We start from the raw sequence: 19,831 nt of genomic DNA on the forward strand, positions 1-19,831 counted from the left end.
AATCAAAAACACGATATATCGCGTCACAGTACTTAAGGTATACTCAGAAAATACCGCCAAAATCAGAGTAAGACAGATGACCAATAAGATTTCAGTCAATAATGAAAAATCAATAGATAAGCATTTCTTACCGGAAAACCAGTTACTGCTCAACGCTGTCGGCGAAGGTATTTATGGATTTGATTTAAGCGGTAATGCGGTGTTTATCAATCCGGCAGCCGAACGCATGACGGGTTGGAAGAATGAAGAGCTACTCGGTAAAAACATCCATAACTGCCATCATCACAGTCATGCAGATGGCAGTCATTATCCCCAAGAGGATTGTCCAATTTACAACACCTTAAAGGATGGGATCACCCGAGAAATCACCCACGATGTATTTTGGCGTAAAGATGGCAGTAGCTTCCCCGTTCATTACAGTTCCACCCCTGTTTACCGTGACAATCAACTGATTGGCGTAGTCGCGATATTTCGCGACATTAGTATTCAAAAACAAACAGAGCAGTCATTACGCCAAGCCCTAGCCCAAGTACAAGCACTCTCGGAGCGACTCGCCTCTGAAAATCATTATCTACAGGCAGAGTTGGCAGACAAAACGGGTGATGTGGATATTTCGGGTGCCAGTACAGTGATCCGCCATATGATCCAGCAATTGCACATGGTGGCCAATACCGACAGTACTGTGCTCATTTGTGGTGAAAATGGCACAGGAAAAGAACTCGTTGCCCGTAACTTACATCAGCTCAGTCGCCGCAAAGATAAACCCATGATCAGTGTCAACTGTGCCGCGTTTTCGGCATCTTTACTAGAAAGTGAACTCTTTGGTCACGAGAAGGGGGCATTTACTGGTGCCACAAGCCGCCGTAAAGGTCGCTTCGAACTTGCTCATCAAGGCACACTGTTCCTCGACGAAGTCGCTGAACTCAGTTTAGAAGCCCAATCAAAGCTACTGCGAGTCATCCAAGAACAATCCTTTGAACGTCTCGGTGGCAGCGAAACCATTCAAGTGGATATTCGCTTAGTCGCCGCCAGTCACCACGATTTACTCAAGCGAGTCGAACAGGGATTATTTAGGATGGATCTCTATTACCGTTTGAATGTATTCCCTATTCAAGTACCACCACTGCGCGCAAGAATCGAAGATATTCCCGAACTCGTCAGCCATATTCTGCACAACTTGAATCGTAAGCTAGGTAAAAAAATTCGTGGAGTGAGCCAAAAAGGGCTACAAAAACTCATGGCTTATACTTGGCCCGGCAATGTGCGCGAACTGCAAAATATCCTCGAACGCGAAGCCATTCTATCCCAAGGAGATATTCTGCAGATCCACGCTATGCCGAGCAATAATCCCTTAGCTCAAACCCAAGGGCAAACCTTAGCGGAAGCGGAAGCGCTGCATATAGAACAAACCCTTAAGCGCTTAAACTGGCGCATATCCGGCCCACTCGGCGCAGCGAATGTCCTCGGTGTGCCCGCAAGTACACTGAGATCACGAATGAAAAAACTGGGGATCCAGCGTCAATCGAGTGAAATCTAATTCAAAACGAGCACACTAAAAACGCGATATATCGCCAATGTGTGATATATCGTGATCCGCATCTAGTTCCAATCACAAAATAATCATAAATATCATGATGTTGAGCCAATTAAAACTTGGCCTAGCGCTTGCTATAGGGAGGCGAATCTTATTTAAGCCGTTAGGACCCTTTATGCCCAAGAGCGAAGTTACCCCAAATTCTCCAAGTGTAAATAAGAGTGTGGGCGCGAAACCTGCCTCAGTAGAGCTACACATTCCGGTTAAAAACCTCTCTACTGAAACCGCAGCAAAGAGTCGTCTCCCCTCTGGCAATATCCATTTCCGTGAGCAAAAAGGTGATTTTCAGCGCCTGCGAACCATGATGAATAGCCTATTGATCGTGATGTTTTTCGCCCTGCCGTTTATTTCTATTGATGGCCGCCAAGCAATACTGTTAGATATCAGCCAACAACAGTTTTTTTTCTTTGGTATCACGCTCTGGCCACAGGACTTTACCTTGCTGGCATGGATTTTTATCGCCGCCGCCTTCGGTCTGTTTTTCATTACCGTATTTTGGGGCCGTGTTTGGTGCGGTTACCTTTGCCCACAAACAGCGTGGACCTTTATCTATGTGTGGATAGAAACGCGCATCGAAGGCAGCAGTAATAAACGTAAGCAGCTCGATAAAGCCCCTTGGACTAGCAGTAAAATCGGTAAAAGAAGTGCAAAACACCTACTTTGGGGTCTAACAGCTCTGCTCACTGGCTGTGGTTTTATCGGTTATTTTATTCCCGCCCGCGAACTTTATGTGGACATTTTGACGGGTAATGCCAGCTTCTGGGTGACAAGCTGGGTGTGGTTTTTCGCCATTTGTACTTATCTCAATGCGGGCTGGATGCGCGAGCAAATGTGCTTACATTGCTGCCCCTATTCACGTTTCCAAGCTGTGATGTTTGATGCCAACACTAAAACCGTGACCTATGATGCACAGCGCGGTGAAGCCCGTGGCCCTCGCAAACGTAAACAAGAGAACAGTCAAGATGGCCATACTTTAGGTGACTGTGTTGACTGTAATTTGTGTGTCGAAGTTTGCCCAACAGGGATAGATATTCGTAACGGCTTGCAATATGAGTGCATCAACTGCGGCGCCTGTGTCGATGCCTGTAATGAGACTATGTTGAAGTTCGATTACAAGCAGAATCTTATCGGCTATATGAGTGAAAATGATCTTAAGGGAGTGAATTACTCCTATTGGCGCTCGCCGCGTTTCTTAGGCTACGGTGCAGCGGTCATTATCATGTTTATCGTCATAGGGTTAGACTTAAATAGCCGCAGCGAGATCCAGCTTAACGTGATCCGTGATCGTCAAAGCTTGTACCGTGAAACCTCGGATAATAAAGTTGAAAATACCTATCAGCTGAAGATCCGAAACAAGACACAAGATACTAAGCAATATCAACTCGCCGTCGACAGTGAAATGCCCTTTAGCTTGATTGCCGATCCTATTATTACCTTGGCAGCGGGTGAACAAGTGGACTATCCCGTCACAGTATTAGCCGATAAGGATGCCATCCCCTCGGGGCGCAAAATTATCCAATTCTCGGTGACGGATGTTAAACAGCCAACACAACAAGTAAGCCAAGAAACCGGATTCTTCAGTCCTTAGCACTAAGCTTTTAGCGCTTAATATGAGTTACCGTAACATTGGTCATCATCAAATTAACTACCCAATCGGCGCTTGAGGAATCAACTCAAGCGCCGGTTAAAGGCAGAAATTTATCCCCAAATGACAACCTGATCTTTAACGTCTCATACATCGGAATCAAACCTTAAACACCTACAAAGCTGAAAATTTCCCCGTTAAACGGCGCATAGACAAAGCAAATTGAGCACATTCAATCTTAATCCTTAGAAACATAACGGTTACAAATTTTAAATTGTCTTTCCTTCAACTCTTATTTAGGTTTTGTGGTTCATTAGATAACTAAGCTTCTAAGATAACTAAGCTATAGTTAAGCACTCAGCTTTAGAGTAAAAATACTATTTGTTACATAAAGATACCGTTATTGGCATAAAGATGTTTTTCGCGATAAGCATTGACCTCTAGTGCTAACACCCTCTAATCTAAACACCTGTTTAACTCCAAAATAATAACAACTAAACATCATCTTTGAGGTAGTTCAGCATGGCATACGATCAAGACTCTCAACTCAAACTAAACTACTCATCACTGGTCGATCTGATCGAGAAAACCAGCTTGCGTTACGGTGATAAACCCGCCTATGCCTGTCTCGGTAAAACCAGCAGTTTTAACGAGATAGAACGCGATTCTCGTTACTTTGCCGCCTATTTACAAAATAAGACCACACTCAAACCGGGCGATCGCATCGCCATTCAATTGCCTAATATCACCCAATTTGTCATCGCGGCCTACGGCGCAATCAGGGCTGGGCTTATCCTTGTTAACACTAATCCCCTATATACCGAGCGTGAGCTCATCCATCAGTTCAATGATTCTGGTGCCAAAGCGATCGTGGTGTTATCCGATCTATTACCGACCTTAGCCAAAGTCATCGACAGCACCAAAATAGAATATGTCATTTCAACCCACCCTTTAGATTTGATCGATCCGCACGTACAACCTAAGACAGGCCTGAAGAATGTGGAGTTTTGCCAAATTTTAAAACAAGGCGCAGAGCTCCCCTTTAGCCGATTCATACCAAAACTCGACGACCTCTCGGCGTTGCAATATACGGGCGGCACCACTGGATTATCTAAAGGTGCCATGTTGACCCACGGCAATATGCTCGCTAATGCGGCGCAGGTAAAATCCCGCATCGCGAGCGTGATTGCCGAAGGGGAAGATATCTTCGTTGCACCGCTACCGATTTACCATATTTATGCGTTTATGGTGAACTTAGTGCTGTATTTCGAGTGTGGCGGCTGCTCGGTATTAATTCCAAATCCACGGGATATTAGCGGCTTAATTAAGACACTCGCCAAATATCCCTTCACTGGATTTGCAGGACTCAATACTCTGTTTGTCGCCCTATGCCATCAACCCGAGTTTAAAGCACTCGACTTTAGCCATTTAAAAATCACCATCTCGGGCGGCACAGCACTGACGGCCGCGGCGGCCAACATTTGGCAACAGACGACAGGCAACATGATCAGTGAAGGTTATGGGCTATCTGAAACTTCGCCGGTGATTTCACTCAATGCACCCGGTTATCAAAAACTAGGTACTATTGGTAAACCAGTGATTGGCACTGAGGTTAAACTCTTAGATGAAAACGACATTGAAGTGCCCTTAGGTAAGGCCGGAGAATTAGCTGCGCGCGGCCCACAAGTTATGCGGGGATATTGGAATAATCCGCAGGAAACCGCCAATGCTATGACTCAAGATGGCTTCTTCAAAACCGGCGATATTGCCATAGCAACAGCAGAAGGTTTCCATCAAATTGTGGATCGCAAAAAGGATATGATCATAGTTTCAGGCTTTAACGTTTATCCCAACGAAGTGGAAAACGTCCTAGCAAGCCACCCTAATGTGATCGAATGCGCCGTGGTGGGAGTAAAAGATGAGCACTCGGGCGAAGCGGTTAAAGCCTTTATTGTGCTAAAGGATGATAGCCAAGATCATCAACAGGCTAAAGAGGCTATTCTAACCTATTGCCGCGAGCAGTTAACCGCCTATAAATTGCCAAAAGTCATTGAATTTATGGCGCAATTACCTAAAAGTACCGTCGGCAAAATTCTGCGCCGCGAGCTAAAAGATAAAGCTTAAAAAACGCATTTAAAGGCAAAGCTAAGAAACAAAAACACAATAAAAGACCCAGTAAGCTAGCCTGAGCGTTTCAGCTAGCGACTGGGTTTTATTTTACCTAAATGGTCTCATTCAAGGCGCTGGCATTGGCCTCTTCGGTTAACAATTGCAGACTGGCAAATTCACGATATAACGCATTAGATTGCATCAGCTCTTGGTGGCGACCGCTGGCGACAATCTCGCCCTTATCAAACACAAAAATCCTATCGGCATTGATTACCGTCGATAAACGGTGAGCAATAATCAAAGTCGTTTTACCCGCCATCAATACATCCAGCGCTTGCTTCACTTTCTGCTCGCTTACCGCATCTAAAGCGCTGGTCGCTTCATCGAGTAACAATATCGGTCTGTTGGCTAAAATCGCCCGCGCAATGGCAATACGTTGCTTTTGTCCACCAGAAAGCCGCACACCACGCTCACCTAAATAGGTTTGATAACCTTCAGTAAACTCGCTAATAAACTCGTGGGCACGGGCCGCAATACAGGCATCTATCACTTCTTGCTCGGTGGCATCGACTCGACCATAACGCACGTTTTCAAGTACGCTAGTCGCAAAAATCACCGAGTCCTGCGGCACTAGAGCAAACTGCGACCGCAACTCCTGCGGAAGAAGATTTGCAATATCAATACCTTCCAGTCGAATACTGCCAGCGCTAGGCACATAAAAGCGTTGCAATAACTGGAACAAGGTACTTTTACCCGCGCCACTTGGCCCGACTAAGGCAACCCGCTCACCCGCGGCAATAGCCATATTGAGCTGTTTTAGCACTAAGGCATCATGCTCTGGATAGGCAAAATTGAGCCCTTCAATCATTAACTCGCCACTGACCTTGGCGGGTAAACTCACAGGATGAGTTGCAACGGGAATATCCACTTGTGTTTCAGCCAGTTCGATTAAACGTTCTGCGGCGCCAGAAGCCCGCTGGATCTCGCCTATCACTTCGCTAATGGTCGCTACTGCGCCCGCGACCATGACAGCGTAAAACATAAAGGCAGATAACTCACCGCCCGTCATCTTACCCGCCATCACATCGTGGGCACCGACCCAAGTCACCATAGCAATCGCGGCGATACTTAAAAACATCACAGTTGAGATCAGCAAGGCACGGTAACGGATCCGGCCACTGGCCGCAGACATGACATCTTCGACGCGGCGATTGAACAAGCTACGGTCTTTATCTTCATGCCCATAGGCTTGTACCGTATGAATTTCATGAAGTGTTTCATCCACATAAGCGCCGAGATCAGCAACCCTATCTTGGCTTTCCCGTGCTAACACACGTACTTTGCGACCAAAAAAGATCACCGGCCCTAACACTAAGGGCACAGCCAACAACACCAGCAATGTCATCTTAACGCTAGTGATACCCATCATGACTAAACCACCAAGAACAGTTACGCTAGAGCGCAGCGCCATGGACAGACTCGAACCCACCACAGTTTGTAGCAAAGTAGAATCGGCGGTAAAACGGGAGATCACTTCACCAGTGCGTACCTTAGCGTAAAAGGCGGGAGAGAGTTTAAGTAGTTGATTGTAAACCGTTAGACGAATATCGGCGCTGACCCGCTCGCCAAGCCAAGTCATCAAGTAGAAGCGGCAAAACACAGCTGTGCCACTGACGGCGGTAATCCCGAGTACTAACAGTATGATTTCATTCAGCCGCTGCGCATTGTCACGCACAAAGCCTTCATCAACCATTAAGCGCACACCTTGGCCTAATGATAGCCAAGCGAGTGACCCTATCATCAAGCAGATAATCGCCGCGACAACTTTCAGTTTGTAGGGTTTAAGAAACCCCATAATCCAAGGCAATACCGATCTTTGCTGCGCCGAGGTCCATTTAGCCTTTGATGTATCAGCGCTTGTTGTAGGCGTGACTGGAATTAACTTTTCGGGCAATGGCTCAGCTCCCGCTTTAATGGGTTCAGATGATTTGGCGAGTTCGTGTGTCGGCTCGGTCACGGGTGGCATCCTTGAGGTAGGTAAGGCAATTCAAATATAACATCAGCATGAATGGGATCATCTGCAGCCGTAAACCGCGCAGCATGACTTAAAGCATATAAGTGAGATGCTACCTCTTGCAGTGGAATTCAAGGGCTGTGTGGTTTTACTCAAAAGAAAAGCATAAAAGAAACCCGCAGCGAGTGCGGGTTTCTTTTATTGCAATAGCTTAACGCGGCTTAAGCGACTTGCTTGTTTTCCGGCGTTTTTGGCGTGCCGTGGTGGCCATCGCGCTTCCAATCCACATCTAACAACTCTGCGCCGCTAAGGCTAAATGCTTGGCCAAAACCTTTCACGTAAAGACCTTGATGGGGCGCGAGCTTGTATAAGTTAAAATCGGTTAACGCCGCAAGGTTATCGGACATTTCGCCAAAACGTGCCGATAACACACCAACACCTTTGCTGAAGGCGGGCGTATCGCGGGGCACTGCCTCGGCAATCGCATCGAAGGTTAAACGCTTGCGGGCAAAAACCGATTTGGCCGCAGTTTCGTCTTCAACTAACATCACAGAAACCTTAGATGAGTGCTTTAAATTATGACCGTGACGGGCTAAGTCACTCACCAAAATATAAAAACCATCATCAGCCAGAGCGAAGGGCGCATAGCTCGCATTCGGCTGGCCATCTGTACCAATGGTGGCCAGTTGTAAGGTCTCGCGCTGCTGTTTAAAGGCTTCGATTTCGGGTAAGAGTTTGTCTCTTAAACGTTGTTCTTGTTCGGTAATTTCAGGCTTCATTTACTGTTTTCCTTAATACTTTTGTTAATGCTGCAATTCAGAGGTGTGATTGCACCGAGGCAAAGGCTGTCGCGAGCGCTTTAAATTGGCGAACTTGCTCAGGAAACAGTGCTCTTTGTTTATCACGACCTAAATATACTTTGAACACTACCTCACCTTCACTGCCGAAAAAGTTAATCGAATGGCTCTCGCTACCTCTAAAAGGTCTGCTGATCAAGGCGATGCCGCGCATGGCATCTAATTTGAGATGACCATGCAAACCGTCACCCTTGCTGTAGAGGTTGTAATAACCGTGGGCGTATTTTCCCTCGGGGAAATCCCCTTTAAATTCAAATACGCTGCCAGATAACATCACAATAGTGGTTAACTTTCCCCATTTGGGTAAGGCTTGCAGTAAGGTATCAAGCTGAGTTAACGGAACAAACACCACTTGTTCGGGCGGCAATGCAGCGACCACTTCAAGCTCGGCAATGCCTAATTCACTGGCGAGCTGCGCTGGCATTAAATCAGCTTGTTGTTCAAATCGTTGTCGCAATTGCGCCTGTTGCTCACTTAGCTGACGTTGCTCAGAGTTTAAATCTGGCGCGACATCGAGCTCGGTATCGAGTGTCATCTTCATTTTACTGTCTCCAGCGGTAGTGACTATTGAGTGGCTTGGCATTAAACGCTGACTCCCGTGTATTCTGGCACTTGGCGTGTGCTCAGATTGAACAACACTAAGCATTTGCCGAAACGGGAGTCAGCACTTTAATGCAGGGCTTAGAACATATAGCGCGCCGATAACTTCATATTACGACCCGGCTGATACAAGGTTTGCCACGCCTGTTGATACTTCTCATCACCGATATTTTCGATTGCGAAATCCACTCTCACACCCGCCATCGCGCCCATAGTCGGCTCCCACGCAACATACACATCCCATAGGGTGTAATCGTCGTATTTCGCCACTTTAAAGCCATCAGGCGTATTCGACTGAGTCGCCACATAAGTGACGCGAGTGCCCAGTTTCATGTCGCCTTCCATAATGCCTTGGGATAAATCGACATTGAACTTATTGGCGGGTATATTTTCTATATCATCGCCCGTTTGACGATCTTCGCCATGGGTTTGGCCGTAATTCATCGCTAAACGAGTTTGGCCAATACGGTAACGACCGCTAATTTCAAAACCTGTTAAACGTGCATCTTCAACGTTATTCCATGAGGTCGTTTGCTCGAATCCAGGAATGCCACGCCAAGGATTAGATACTTGCTGCACGATAAAATCGTCCACATCGTTACGGAAAACGTTAAACGTTAGCGCCAGTTCATCATCACCCGCTAACTCACTGAAACGTAAGTCCGCTTTGATTTCTTTATTGCGCGCAGTCTCTGCTTTTAGATCCGAATTCACCGCGAAGGTGTTACATAAACCTTGGGGTAAAAATCCGGGGATTGGCGGGATACAATAATGGGTGCCGCTGGAGAACATTTCCTCTACCGTAGGTGCGCGGAAGGCTTGATCGTAACGTGCGCTTAAGGTCAGCCAAGGCTGAGTCTGCCACACCAAGCCAAGCGATGGTGATAACTCATTGTCATCTGAGGATAAGTTGAGATTATGGCTGTCATTTTTAAAGCTGTCATAACGCAGACCCGCATCAAGATTTAACGTCTGAGTCAGCTCGATATCCGCACGTGTAAAAGCGCCCCATACTGTGGTTTCGCCATCGATATTCTCTGGACGCTGGCCCACTTGGCCCGAATCATCACGCGTCGTTTCTATAGTATCGCGAAAACCATCGACCCCGTAGGTCAACAGAGTATTGCCTAAACGCGAACTGTTATTAAGGTTAATCCCCACAGTGCGGAACTCAGTACTGTCTTGCTGACCTTTCGTAATACGGTCTTCATCGTAGTCGGTACTGTTCCAATACACTTGCATCTTAGTATCCAGATACGGGTTATTAGCAGGATTGAGACTGTAGTTTAGGGTGAGGTTTTGATCGTCACTCTTGCGGCGCACCAAAGGCACTGAACTACTCACAGCAGCAGAAGGATTGCTCGGTACTAATTCATTGTTTTTGCTGGCTCTTGCAGATAACTCTAACCGTGATGCCTCGTCGGCTTGCCAACCGAATTTAGCTAAACCACTGCTGCCTTGGGATGCACTGTTGTTTAGAGTTTCGTCATTACCAGTTTTTATATTGTTTGAATCGTAATAGGAACCATTGAGTAACCAATCGATGCTGTCTTGTTGCCCATAAATAGCGCCACTGGTTTTAGTGCGGGAGCCATTGGTCTCATAACCTTGTTTGAAATAGCCACCAAAGGTCTCGTCTGGTGCTAAAAAATCTTGTGCCGACTTAGTATTCTGCGCTACGACGCCACCGAGGGCACCACTGCCCCACAAGCTACTTGCAGGGCCGCGCAGCACTTCGATGGATTTGAGCAACTCTGGGTCCATAAAGTAGGTACCTCTGTGACCAGAGCTGGTATTTTGTCTTGCACCGTCAATTGTTTGCAACACACGATCGCCACTTAAACCACGGATTTCAACCCCTTGAGATGAAGCTCTTGGGCCATTAGTCAACGTAATATTCGCCTCATTTTTAAGGGCATTGGCAACTGATGATGCTTGGGCGACCGTAAGTTGCTCTTCATCCACCACTGCCACGCTACGGCTGGTTTCGGAGGCTTTTTCACTGATGCGTGTTGCACTCACCAATACTTCATCAAATTCAGTCGTGACCAGTTTTTTATTCGCATCCTGTTGAACAACGGGCTTAACACTTTCCTCTGCCGCTAACGTAAAACTTAGGGCCGTACCACTCAGTGCTATCGCCATGGCGATCACTAACGGCTTTTTTTTCATCTCTTCATCCTCAAGTGATATTCAGCTGTTTCCGTACAATTTATTACTGAGCCTAGACTCTCTTCCAGACGCCAATCCTTTCGAGATTGAGTCTGTTCCAGATTTGGCTCTTTCGAGATTGAACCCCTTCCAGATCGAGCCCAAGGCAATCAGTACCCATAAAGTAGGATAAATTGTCGGTTTAGCTGCTTTTTTAAGCGCTCATTCGAGCTATTGCAGGCACTCTACCTGAGATAATAAAATAGATCAAATGCAAATCATTATCATTTGCGATCTTGTTTATATTGAGATATCTTAATTAGGAAAATGGCTTTCATTGGAAAAAGAGGTTGCTGTGACACCAAAACGATATCTTGCCTTTGGCGCGTTAACGGTTGCCATCCAGACGGGTGTTATCGCCTCCCAACCCGCTATGACTATGCAGCCAAGCGCCCAATCATCGAGCGTAAACCAAGCATCACTCACTCCCAGCGCGAATACTGTCACCCTTAATTTTTCTACCGCGACTAGCGCTACAAGCAACACGAGTGCAGAGCCCATCAAGCAAACAGACGCCAAAGTAGCAACAGTGAACAGTACAGTGCAAAAAAACAGTACAGCGCAAAAAGTATCAACAGCAGAATCTGTCGATAAGGCGGTTATCCCGAAAACTAAAGCTGATCAACGAATTGATAGCCAACTCGCCAAAAAATCTTCAGCAACAAAACCCACGGCTAACAATCATCCGAATAAGGACCCTTTAGTGACGAACGCTTTAGAACCAAGTGCTTTAAATCCAAGCGTTTTAGCACATAAGCGACTCGAACAAGTTGAACAACAAACAGAACCCCAAACTGCACAAATGGATTTAATCGCTAACGCAGCCGAAGTTGATGCAAAAGCGACCCCAAATGTGGCAAGTGTAACAACTGACAGTGCCCAAACTAACATAGTGGAATTAGCCAAACCGCTGTTCGCTGCAGCACCACCGCAACCGACTTATCCAAAGATAGCGCGTAAAAAAGGGCTAGAAGGCACCGCAACCATAGAAGTGATGTTTAACGAACTTGGTGAGCAACTGGCACTGACGTTAGTAAAAAGCTCAGGGTTCAGTCTGTTAGATCAAGCCGCGTTAGATGCAGTTGAAAACTGGCAATTTGCGGCGCCAGCGCAAAGGCTAGCGAGTCATTATAAGGTCAGAGTGCCTATTCGCTTCGCGCTCAACTAACAGGCCCAATGTTGCCACTGAAAAGTTAGCTCGTGGAGAGTTAGCTCGTAGGGAATTAGCCACCGCACAACTAGCCTGATTTTTGTTTTACTAACTTACATATAAAACTACTTTTTCAATAGATTGGAGAGGCTTAATGCCCGTAACTGATTTTTCAACCCTACAGACTCAGCTTGGCGTGCTGACTTGGCCCTTGTTGTTATGTGCTTTTTTAGCTTTGATGATCTGCCTTGAACGTAGCGCCTTGTTTTTGCATCAAACTTTGCTATCAATCTGGCCCAAAAAACAGGCCTGGGTAAAAGCATTGCGTCAATCAAGCTCAGCGGCGACCACTGAAAACGTCAGCGCGCTGCTAGCGCAAACCAGCGCACAGCAAGATTTACTCGCCCGTGGCGCGACCTTGTTACTCAAACAAGTCCACCAGCCAAAAGTGCTAAGGGAAGAATTACTCAGTCTGTGGCTGAATAAGCAACAACGCGACTTGCAAGCCGGACTCAAGGTTTTACAAGTGATTGGCATCATTAGTCCACTACTCGGTTTGCTCGGCACAGTATTAGGACTTATCGAAATGTTTGCCCAACTCGGGCAATCACAAGGCCCTGTCACGCCAGCACAACTCAGTGCTGGACTGGGCCTTGCGATGAACACCACAGCTGCCGGACTCATGATCGCCGTGCCCGCCATTACCGCCGCCCATCTTTTTGGGATCTGGGCTCAAGGCCAATGCCTGCGCGCTGGGCATGTGCTCAATCAACTCAATCTCTGGTTAGCGGGTATCGAAGATATTTCAATTGATGCCAATCATTACCAAGCATTCACCCGAGTCAGTAAAACCAGCGTCGAGCAAAAATTGGCATCCAAGCCCCATTCTCAAATTGAGCCACAGACATGATAAGTGCAGATAAATCATTCTTATCGCAGGCTGGCATTGCTTCGCCTGAGCAACTTCCGAGCCTAGATTTAACCGCGTTAATCGACATTATTTTTATCGTGCTGGTGTTTTTACTGCTGACGGCAAATAGCCAATTATTGAGTTTGCCGGTAGATGTGCCACAAAGCCCAAGCTCAGCCATCACGGCAATTGACAACAAACAAACAATTGCCATCAATATCATGGCAACAGCGCCTTATTGGGCTATTGATGGCAAAGAGTTTGATGACTTAGCCACTTTTACCACTGAATTTACTGCACATTTTCAGACTATGCCGAAGGCGACGGTTGTCATTGCCGCCGACAAAGCCGCGCCAGTGGAACCTTTGATGCAACTGCTGGCACTGTTGCAGACGCAGTCCATCAGTCAGACACAAATTTTGATGGAGCATTAGCGTATCCGACCAGCCATTTAAACGAGAAAGCAAAAGTCTGACATCAAAAAACGGCATCTAAGCCTGTCGCGAACAAGTTGTATTAGGAGTTTAACCATGTTGTTTCAAGCAACTAAAATACCAGTAAACAAAGGTTCCAGTGCTCAACGTTATCAACATAAGCGCACATATAAAGCATTGAAAAAATTTATTTTTTTCACATCAGCACTTACGGCCTTACTATCCTCAAGCGTTTTTAGCGCTGAACTGAGCGCCGAGCCAGAGATAAGGCTCGTGAGTGCGGGTACAGGGGTCACAGAACTCGTGCTCGCCCTCGACGCAGGCAATGAGCTAGTCGCCATCGATTCCACCAGCTATGTGCCTGAAAGTTTGAGCCATGTGGCTAAGCTTGGTTATCACAGAATGCTCTCCGCCGAAGGCATTATTGCCCTCTCCCCAACGCTGGTTGTCGGTTCAGATGTGATGGGACCAGAAACCACACTTAAGGTTTTAAAACAGGCGAATATCCAAGTCGTGCAATTACCCGCAACAAATGATGAACCACAACTGATGAACAATGTGGATACCTTAGGTCACTTACTCAATCGCCAAGAACATGCGGTTAAATTAAAACAAGATTTACATCAACAACTGCAAAGCTTAGCGGGTAAAAAACAACAAGTGCGCGATGCGGGCTCTCAGCCAAAAATTCTCTTCATGCTGTTACAAGAAGGCCGCGGTGCACGGGTTGGCGGTAAAGGCACAGCCGCAGATACTATTATCGAGCTGTCTGGGGCACAAAATATCGCCGAGTTTGATGGCTACAAAAGCATGTCTCAAGAAGGGATTCTGTCCTTGCAGCCCGACATTATTTTGCTGTCAAAGCGTAGCGATAAACCCACAGATCAAACTAATGCACAAATTGCTCAAGAACTGTTGAAAGAGATGCCACTACTCGCCCATACCCCAGCAGGTGAAAACGGCCATATTCAAACACTAGCACCGCAAGCCCTTCTCGGTGGTTTAGGCATCAGTGCCATAAGCGCCGCGGATACGCTCGCCAGCACATTGCTCAAGCAAAACCATTCACAAACGCAGCGATGAGTACAGTTAGCACTAATTAACCCCAGATAAAAATAGAAAGGATATTTGAGATGTTTCTCAACCGCTGGCTCTGGCCGAGTCTAGTCACACTGTTAGCCCTCAGCGGCTTACTCTCGGTCAGCACTGGCCCCGTTAGCATCAGCTTTGTCGACGCCCTAAATGCAGTGTTCAATTGGGCTACCCAGCAAAATATCGGCAATATTGCGCCCCACGAGCAACTGGTAATCAACAATGTGCGCTTACCACGGACATTACTGGCGTTAGCAGTAGGCGCTACGCTCGCACAGTGCGGCGCGGTAATGCAGGGGCTTTTTCGCAATCCCTTAGCGGATCCCGGTATTATCGGAGTGTCATCCGGCGCTGCACTTGGCGCAGCCATCTGTATCGTGCTGCTACCCAACGCGAATCCGTTGATGATCCCCATCAGTGCGTTTGCATCGGGATTAGTGACCACCCTTATCGTCTACCGACTCGCCAGCAGCCCAACAGGTACATCGGTCGTATTATTACTTTTGTCGGGTGTTGCCATAGCTGCGCTGGCAGGCGCAGGAATAGGTGTTCTCACGTATCTTGCCAACGACATGGCGCTACGTGACTTAACCCTATGGCAAATGGGATCGATTGCAGGTGCGCAGTGGCTATATGTCAGTCTGTGTCTTGTGACCTTAGCGCTACTGAGTTGGCGATTTCACCAAGATGCGGCGGCACTCAATGCCTTGCTGCTTGGCGAATCCGAAGCACGCCACTTAGGGATAGATGTCGATAGGCTCAAACTTAGGCTTATTTTGCTTTGCGCCTTAGGGGTTGGCGTAAGTGTAGCTGCAACAGGAATTATCGGCTTTATCGGCCTCGTCGTGCCGCATTTAGTGCGCATGATGTTAGGCCCAGATCATCGCCAACTGCTGCCCATCAGCGCACTTTTAGGTGCAGCCCTATTGGCATTGGCCGATATCGGCGCGCGCGCTTTTTTACCGCCTGCCGAGTTACCCGTTGGACTCGTCACCGCGCTCATCGGTGCGCCTTTCTTCATCTTTTTACTACTGCAACAACGCAGTAAGCTAATCTAAGCGAGTTTTTATGGCTGCAACATCCTTTGCAAATCAACCATCACAATCGACAACTTATTCAGCCAAGGCGCAATTTGATCGCACCGAGCTCAGCATTTGTCAGCTCGATGTCAGCATCGGCCCAAAAACCGTGCTCAGTGATATTAATGTACAGTTTCAATCGGGTGCGGTAACCGCCCTACTCGGCCCAAATGGTGCGGGTAAATCCACCCTGCTTAAAGCCCTTTGCCAAGAAATCAGCACACCAAGGCAAAGTATACGGCTAGGCCATAGCCAACTGGCGGATTGGCCTAGGAGAGAGCTTGCAAAATCCTTAGCTGTACTGCCGCAACACGCCAGCCTCACCTTTCCTTTCACTGTGTCAGAAGTCGTAGCAATGGGCTTATATCCCTTAATCATCAGTAAGATAGAAGGAGATGCGTTAGTTACCGAGCAACTGGCGCAAGTGGGCTTAACCCATCTGGCTAAGCGCAGCTATCCAACCCTCTCTGGTGGCGAGAAACAGCGAGTCCAACTCGCCAGAGTCTTGACTCAACTCAGGCAATCGCCGTTTCCGCCCGTACTATTACTGGATGAACCAACATCGGCGTTAGATCTTGCCCAGCAGCACAGAGTACTTGAATTAGCCCAAAACTTAGCTCACCAACAAGGCTACACTGTAATAGTGGTACTGCATGACTTAAACCAAGCCGCGCGCTATAGCGATCAATTAATTGTGTTAAAACAAGGGCGAATCGTCAGTGAAGGCACGCCATCCGATGCACTGTCGGTTGATACCATTAGGGAAGTATGGGACTACGAGCCCGTATATATCCCCGCCCCACAGGGTGGACATCCACTGATTTTTTAATGGAAAGAAGGTATTCATCTTACATTTTTGAGGTCTAATGTGGGTATAATCGCTGCGTTTACACTTTAGCTATCACCTTTTAGCCACAGCCGCATTAATTTAGGCAGAGCCCAGATGAAACCCACTATCTCGACAGAAACTCAACAAGAAGCACTGGTCGCAGCCAAAGCCACCCAAAAACCGGGACAAACCAAAGAGCAAACTAAACTCATTGCCCAAGGGATTGAAAAAGGTATTGCTGAATATAAAAAGCTGCAAAAAGCCAAAGCTCGCGAACGGGATAAAGCACGTAAACAACAATTGAGAGCAAAATCTCGCACAGTTAATGACACTGATGAACTAGAGGATTCAGACGAATTATTCGAATCTCAACGTCAGTTCACCACCGCGACTTGGATTGCCATAACGCTTTTACTATTAAGTTGGGTAGGGTTTGCCGCATATATCCTTGCAGATTTAAAGCTATGATTTATAAATAAAAATCAAGATTCCCATATATCACTTGTTAGGCAATATCCTCTAATACCTTACACACATCATTAATTGAAAAAATATTACCGTTAAGGCTTGCTCGGTCTTTTGATATATTCAGAACGAGCCTAAATACGTTGTTCGCATCAGGATAACGGGCAAGCTTTAAAATGATGTCATCACCATTTTCTTCTGCTGACCGAAAATCCCAGCCCTTCCCTGATAAATCAAAAAGCACTTCCGCCGTTTCAGTATTGATTAACACAGGCGCATAAACCCAATGCGACATTCGCATCTCACTGGGGTTGATATCCAGTGTTAACTTACCATTTTGAAAAAACAGCTTAGTGTCCATAAACAGTCCCTGAGTAACAAGTTTCACAAGCGATAGGCCGATAGCTTGTATATTGAACCCCATATCCATTTATTGTCCATACCGCATCACTTCTAACACGAACCGTTTACGCTCATTACATCAGGCAAAACCGTTAAATACTTAAGCGAAAAAAAGACAAAAAAAAGCCTGCTCAATGAGCAGGCAAAGACATATTTCAAGCGTCCCTTTCGGGGAAGTACATTACCGCGCTAGCGGGAAAAACCTGGCATATTCATGCAAAAACATCAATATGCTACTTGAGTCTAAACACGCCAAAAAAGGCGATACAAAGGTTGATGGATGATGGAAACTCAAACTTTAAGGAGGGTTAGGCCTTAAAGCTCATGGCGAATAAACCGCCACGCAAAACATCAGTGTTAAACCAAGTGTTTTGCCAATAAATATGGTTGTTGCCTGTATAAGACATAGTCAATACTCCTAAATTAGTTGTGATTAAGTACTCTAGTGAAGCTTGGCTCGGTTCCTTGGAACTAGAGATTCTCATATCCGTTGAGACGACTTGTCACTCAGGTCCTTGGAGAAAAATATCCATCCTGGATAGACTAGAGAGGAAAGGCGTAGTGCCTAATCCACGAAAGCAATTATATGGATTTGTAGTTTTATTACAACCTTTATTTGTATTTTTTTTGATTAAGGCTTTTTAATGTAATTAAATTACACAATTATAGTGAGGTTAATGGCGATCTGCTTCACAGAAAAACAGAAATAACCCTGTAAATATCTAATAAATAAGATATTACAGAATTATTTCTATTTGTTACCACAAATCGTTAGCGATTGATCAGATATTGATACAAACCCACCAGCGGACTCGCTGTAGGTTTGCCGTAGAGCGGATCACCTTCTGTTGCACTGCCTGCGATATCTAAGTGCGTGTAAGCCAAGGGAATAGGGGCATTAACACCATGATCAAATAGTCCAGAGGCTTTCAGTAAAAACGCCGCGGGATACTGATGTCCACGGGCGGTAATCGATGATGGCGCATTATTGGAAGATAATATTTCAGCAGCGCCTGACACATCGCGGATCTTAGCGAAGTCTTCAGGGCGTAATGTAGACACTTCAAAGGGTTCACCCCATTGAGTCGCTTGCTGCTGTAAAGTGACAGCGCATTGCTGTGAACTCGCCACTGAGTTTTCAACCGCCGCAGGATAACTGCCATAACAACGTACGACATGACCTGTGAGTGTTGCTACCGAAAACATCTCAGGCTTCACCGCCGACACGGCTTTGATGCGTAAATGGCTCAGTAAATCCGCCAGCACTAAGCGCCCTTCGGCATCCGTATTACCAATCCGCACTCGCACACCCGCATGGCTCGTAATAATTTCATCGGTCACGAAGGCTTCGCTGCCTATGCTGTTACGCACTAAACCTAACTCGGCAATCACTCGAATACCTTTAGGCTTGAGCATTGACAGAGTTTTAAATAAACCCGCCACGGCAGAAGCGCCGCCTTTATCACGGCTCATGCCCGCCATAGAACCACCGACTTTCAGATCGGCGCCGCCGGTATCGTAAATCACGCCCTTACCCGCGAACAGGAAAGTGCGAGTCACTTCACCCTCTGGCAGATATTCTAATTTCACCACCCGAGGTTGATGACGACCGACGGCAAAAGAGGAACGCGCTACTGCACTGAGCAGCGGATAGTCACGCTCTAAAATATCTCTGTCTTCTACCACTGCGGTTTTGATCACGCTGCCCGCTAAGGATTGCAGACAATAGTCCGCAAAGGCTTTAGCCGACATGCGCTCAGGTTCAGTACCACACAAATCCCGCGCTAATACGCGGCCCGCTTCTAAGGCATTGAGCAAATTGCTGTTATGGGTTGATGAAGATAATAACCCTATGGCCTCAAATGCAGGCGTTAAGCCAGTCGCTTCACGCAGCTCTAAGGTTTGCCACAGTTCTTGACCGCAAGCTAATGCTGCGACTTCAGAGGCAAAACTAAAACGTGAGTCCTTCGATGGCACTACATATAACAACGGACGTTTTGCGCCTGCGTCTTTTGCAATGGCAATCGCCGCCCTTGCAGCATTGGCATAGACTCGCACGTCCACATACTCGTCATTCACTTGGGTGACAGGGGCAATGATCAAACGCCCTCCCGCAAGCCCTGGGGCAAACAGTAATGTTGGGCTCTTACCCACGCGCTTATCCACGTGGGCACCGTGCTGAGCCAATAAACCTATCTCATCAAAACCGATAGAATCCAGATCGGGCGTCACCACCACAACCGCATCCCAGCCTTCACCATCAAAAATGGCATTTTCTGCTTTTACATCAACGAAGTTAACTTGAAACATGACCCATCCTTTTTCATTATTGTGCCTGCATTATTCCCGCTCTATCGCTTAATTACCAATCTAAAAGTGGTACCGACACTCCCAGAAAAAATCGAACTGGAAACTTTGGCTGCCAGCTCACCAAAAGCCTGTGACGCTGAGATTATTTGGCTGCACAGAATGTGGTAGAATGGCCGCAAATTTGCCCTAT

17 protein-coding genes are annotated in these 19,831 nt (G+C 46.8%); 11 read left to right on the plus strand and 6 right to left on the minus strand.

All coding sequences use genetic code 11. From position 1 onward, the window contains the following. The first annotated feature begins 76 nt into the window (after window positions 1-76). The 3 genes from KFE26_RS10685 (at window position 77) to KFE26_RS10695 (ending at window position 5,303) form a co-directional block, all read left to right on the plus strand. A complete protein-coding gene (locus KFE26_RS10685; protein WP_105250005.1) occupies window positions 77-1,537 on the plus strand; it encodes a sigma-54 interaction domain-containing protein in 1,461 nt (486 codons plus the stop codon). A gap of 172 nt (window positions 1,538-1,709) precedes the next feature. Beyond that, entirely contained in the window at window positions 1,710-3,182 is a 1,473-nt protein-coding gene (gene ccoG, locus KFE26_RS10690) for a cytochrome c oxidase accessory protein CcoG (RefSeq protein WP_212600383.1), read from the plus strand. Between the two features lie 519 nt (window positions 3,183-3,701). Further along, entirely contained in the window at window positions 3,702-5,303 is a 1,602-nt protein-coding gene (locus tag KFE26_RS10695) for an AMP-binding protein (RefSeq protein ID WP_212600384.1), read from the plus strand. A 97-nt stretch (window positions 5,304-5,400) separates the two neighbouring features. On the opposite strand, the gene KFE26_RS10700 is transcribed toward KFE26_RS10695, so the two are convergent. The 4 genes from KFE26_RS10700 to KFE26_RS10715 form a co-directional block, all read right to left on the minus strand. Beyond that, window positions 5,401-7,305 (minus strand): ABC transporter transmembrane domain-containing protein, encoded by a 1,905-nt coding sequence (locus KFE26_RS10700; protein ID WP_212600385.1) that lies wholly within the window; start codon window positions 7,303-7,305, stop codon window positions 5,401-5,403. A gap of 218 nt (window positions 7,306-7,523) precedes the next feature. After that, window positions 7,524-8,081, minus strand: a complete 558-nt coding sequence (hutZ, locus tag KFE26_RS10705) for a heme utilization protein HutZ (RefSeq protein ID WP_028761546.1) — start codon at window positions 8,079-8,081, stop codon at window positions 7,524-7,526. 37 nt (window positions 8,082-8,118) lie between these two features. Further along, window positions 8,119-8,700 carry a heme utilization cystosolic carrier protein HutX gene (hutX, locus tag KFE26_RS10710; RefSeq protein WP_283090730.1) on the minus strand — a complete coding sequence of 194 codons (582 nt, stop codon included), beginning with the start codon at window positions 8,698-8,700 and terminating at the stop codon, window positions 8,119-8,121. A gap of 140 nt (window positions 8,701-8,840) precedes the next feature. Beyond that, the gene (locus KFE26_RS10715; RefSeq protein WP_212600387.1) at window positions 8,841-10,931 is read right to left on the minus strand and encodes a TonB-dependent hemoglobin/transferrin/lactoferrin family receptor; all 2,091 of its coding nucleotides are present in this window, start codon (window positions 10,929-10,931) and stop codon (window positions 8,841-8,843) included. A gap of 334 nt (window positions 10,932-11,265) precedes the next feature. On the opposite strand from KFE26_RS10715, the gene KFE26_RS10720 reads away from it, so the two are divergent. The 7 genes from KFE26_RS10720 (at window position 11,266) to KFE26_RS10750 (ending at window position 16,932) form a co-directional block, all read left to right on the plus strand. Beyond that, window positions 11,266-12,138: an energy transducer TonB gene (locus tag KFE26_RS10720; RefSeq protein ID WP_212600388.1), complete on the plus strand. Its 873-nt coding sequence runs from the start codon at window positions 11,266-11,268 to the stop codon at window positions 12,136-12,138. 136 nt (window positions 12,139-12,274) lie between these two features. After that, entirely contained in the window at window positions 12,275-13,030 is a 756-nt protein-coding gene (locus tag KFE26_RS10725; protein WP_212600389.1) for a MotA/TolQ/ExbB proton channel family protein, read from the plus strand. Beyond that, the gene (locus KFE26_RS10730; RefSeq protein WP_168824988.1) at window positions 13,027-13,464 is read left to right on the plus strand and encodes a biopolymer transporter ExbD; all 438 of its coding nucleotides are present in this window, start codon (window positions 13,027-13,029) and stop codon (window positions 13,462-13,464) included. Before KFE26_RS10725 ends, KFE26_RS10730 begins: the two co-directional genes overlap by 4 nt. A 96-nt stretch (window positions 13,465-13,560) precedes the next feature. Further along, window positions 13,561-14,547 carry a hemin ABC transporter substrate-binding protein gene (locus KFE26_RS10735; protein ID WP_212600390.1) on the plus strand — a complete coding sequence of 329 codons (987 nt, stop codon included), beginning with the start codon at window positions 13,561-13,563 and terminating at the stop codon, window positions 14,545-14,547. A gap of 50 nt (window positions 14,548-14,597) precedes the next feature. Beyond that, the gene (locus KFE26_RS10740; RefSeq protein ID WP_028761552.1) at window positions 14,598-15,614 is read left to right on the plus strand and encodes a FecCD family ABC transporter permease; all 1,017 of its coding nucleotides are present in this window, start codon (window positions 14,598-14,600) and stop codon (window positions 15,612-15,614) included. A 10-nt stretch (window positions 15,615-15,624) separates the two neighbouring features. Next, entirely contained in the window at window positions 15,625-16,464 is an 840-nt protein-coding gene (locus KFE26_RS10745) for a heme ABC transporter ATP-binding protein (RefSeq protein ID WP_212600391.1), read from the plus strand. Window positions 16,465-16,578: 114 nt separating this feature from the next. Further along, the gene (locus KFE26_RS10750; protein WP_212600392.1) at window positions 16,579-16,932 is read left to right on the plus strand and encodes a DUF2956 domain-containing protein; all 354 of its coding nucleotides are present in this window, start codon (window positions 16,579-16,581) and stop codon (window positions 16,930-16,932) included. A gap of 37 nt (window positions 16,933-16,969) precedes the next feature. On the opposite strand, the gene KFE26_RS10755 is transcribed toward KFE26_RS10750, so the two are convergent. Both KFE26_RS10755 and KFE26_RS10760 read right to left on the minus strand, forming a co-directional pair. Beyond that, window positions 16,970-17,353 (minus strand): hypothetical protein, encoded by a 384-nt coding sequence (locus tag KFE26_RS10755; protein WP_249195672.1) that lies wholly within the window; start codon window positions 17,351-17,353, stop codon window positions 16,970-16,972. A gap of 749 nt (window positions 17,354-18,102) precedes the next feature. Further along, window positions 18,103-19,641, minus strand: a complete 1,539-nt coding sequence (locus KFE26_RS10760) for a leucyl aminopeptidase family protein (protein WP_212600393.1) — start codon at window positions 19,639-19,641, stop codon at window positions 18,103-18,105. Here KFE26_RS10760 and KFE26_RS10765 point away from each other — a divergent pair. Continuing rightward, a complete protein-coding gene (locus KFE26_RS10765) occupies window positions 19,633-19,809 on the plus strand; it encodes a hypothetical protein (protein WP_158682986.1) in 177 nt (58 codons plus the stop codon). The two genes, KFE26_RS10760 and KFE26_RS10765, sit on opposite strands and share 9 nt — an antisense overlap. The last annotated feature ends 22 nt before the right edge of the window (window positions 19,810-19,831 follow it).

The sequence above is a fragment of the Shewanella sp. M16 genome, from assembly GCF_018224605.1.
Classification (GTDB): Bacteria; Pseudomonadota; Gammaproteobacteria; order Enterobacterales; family Shewanellaceae; genus Shewanella; species Shewanella oncorhynchi.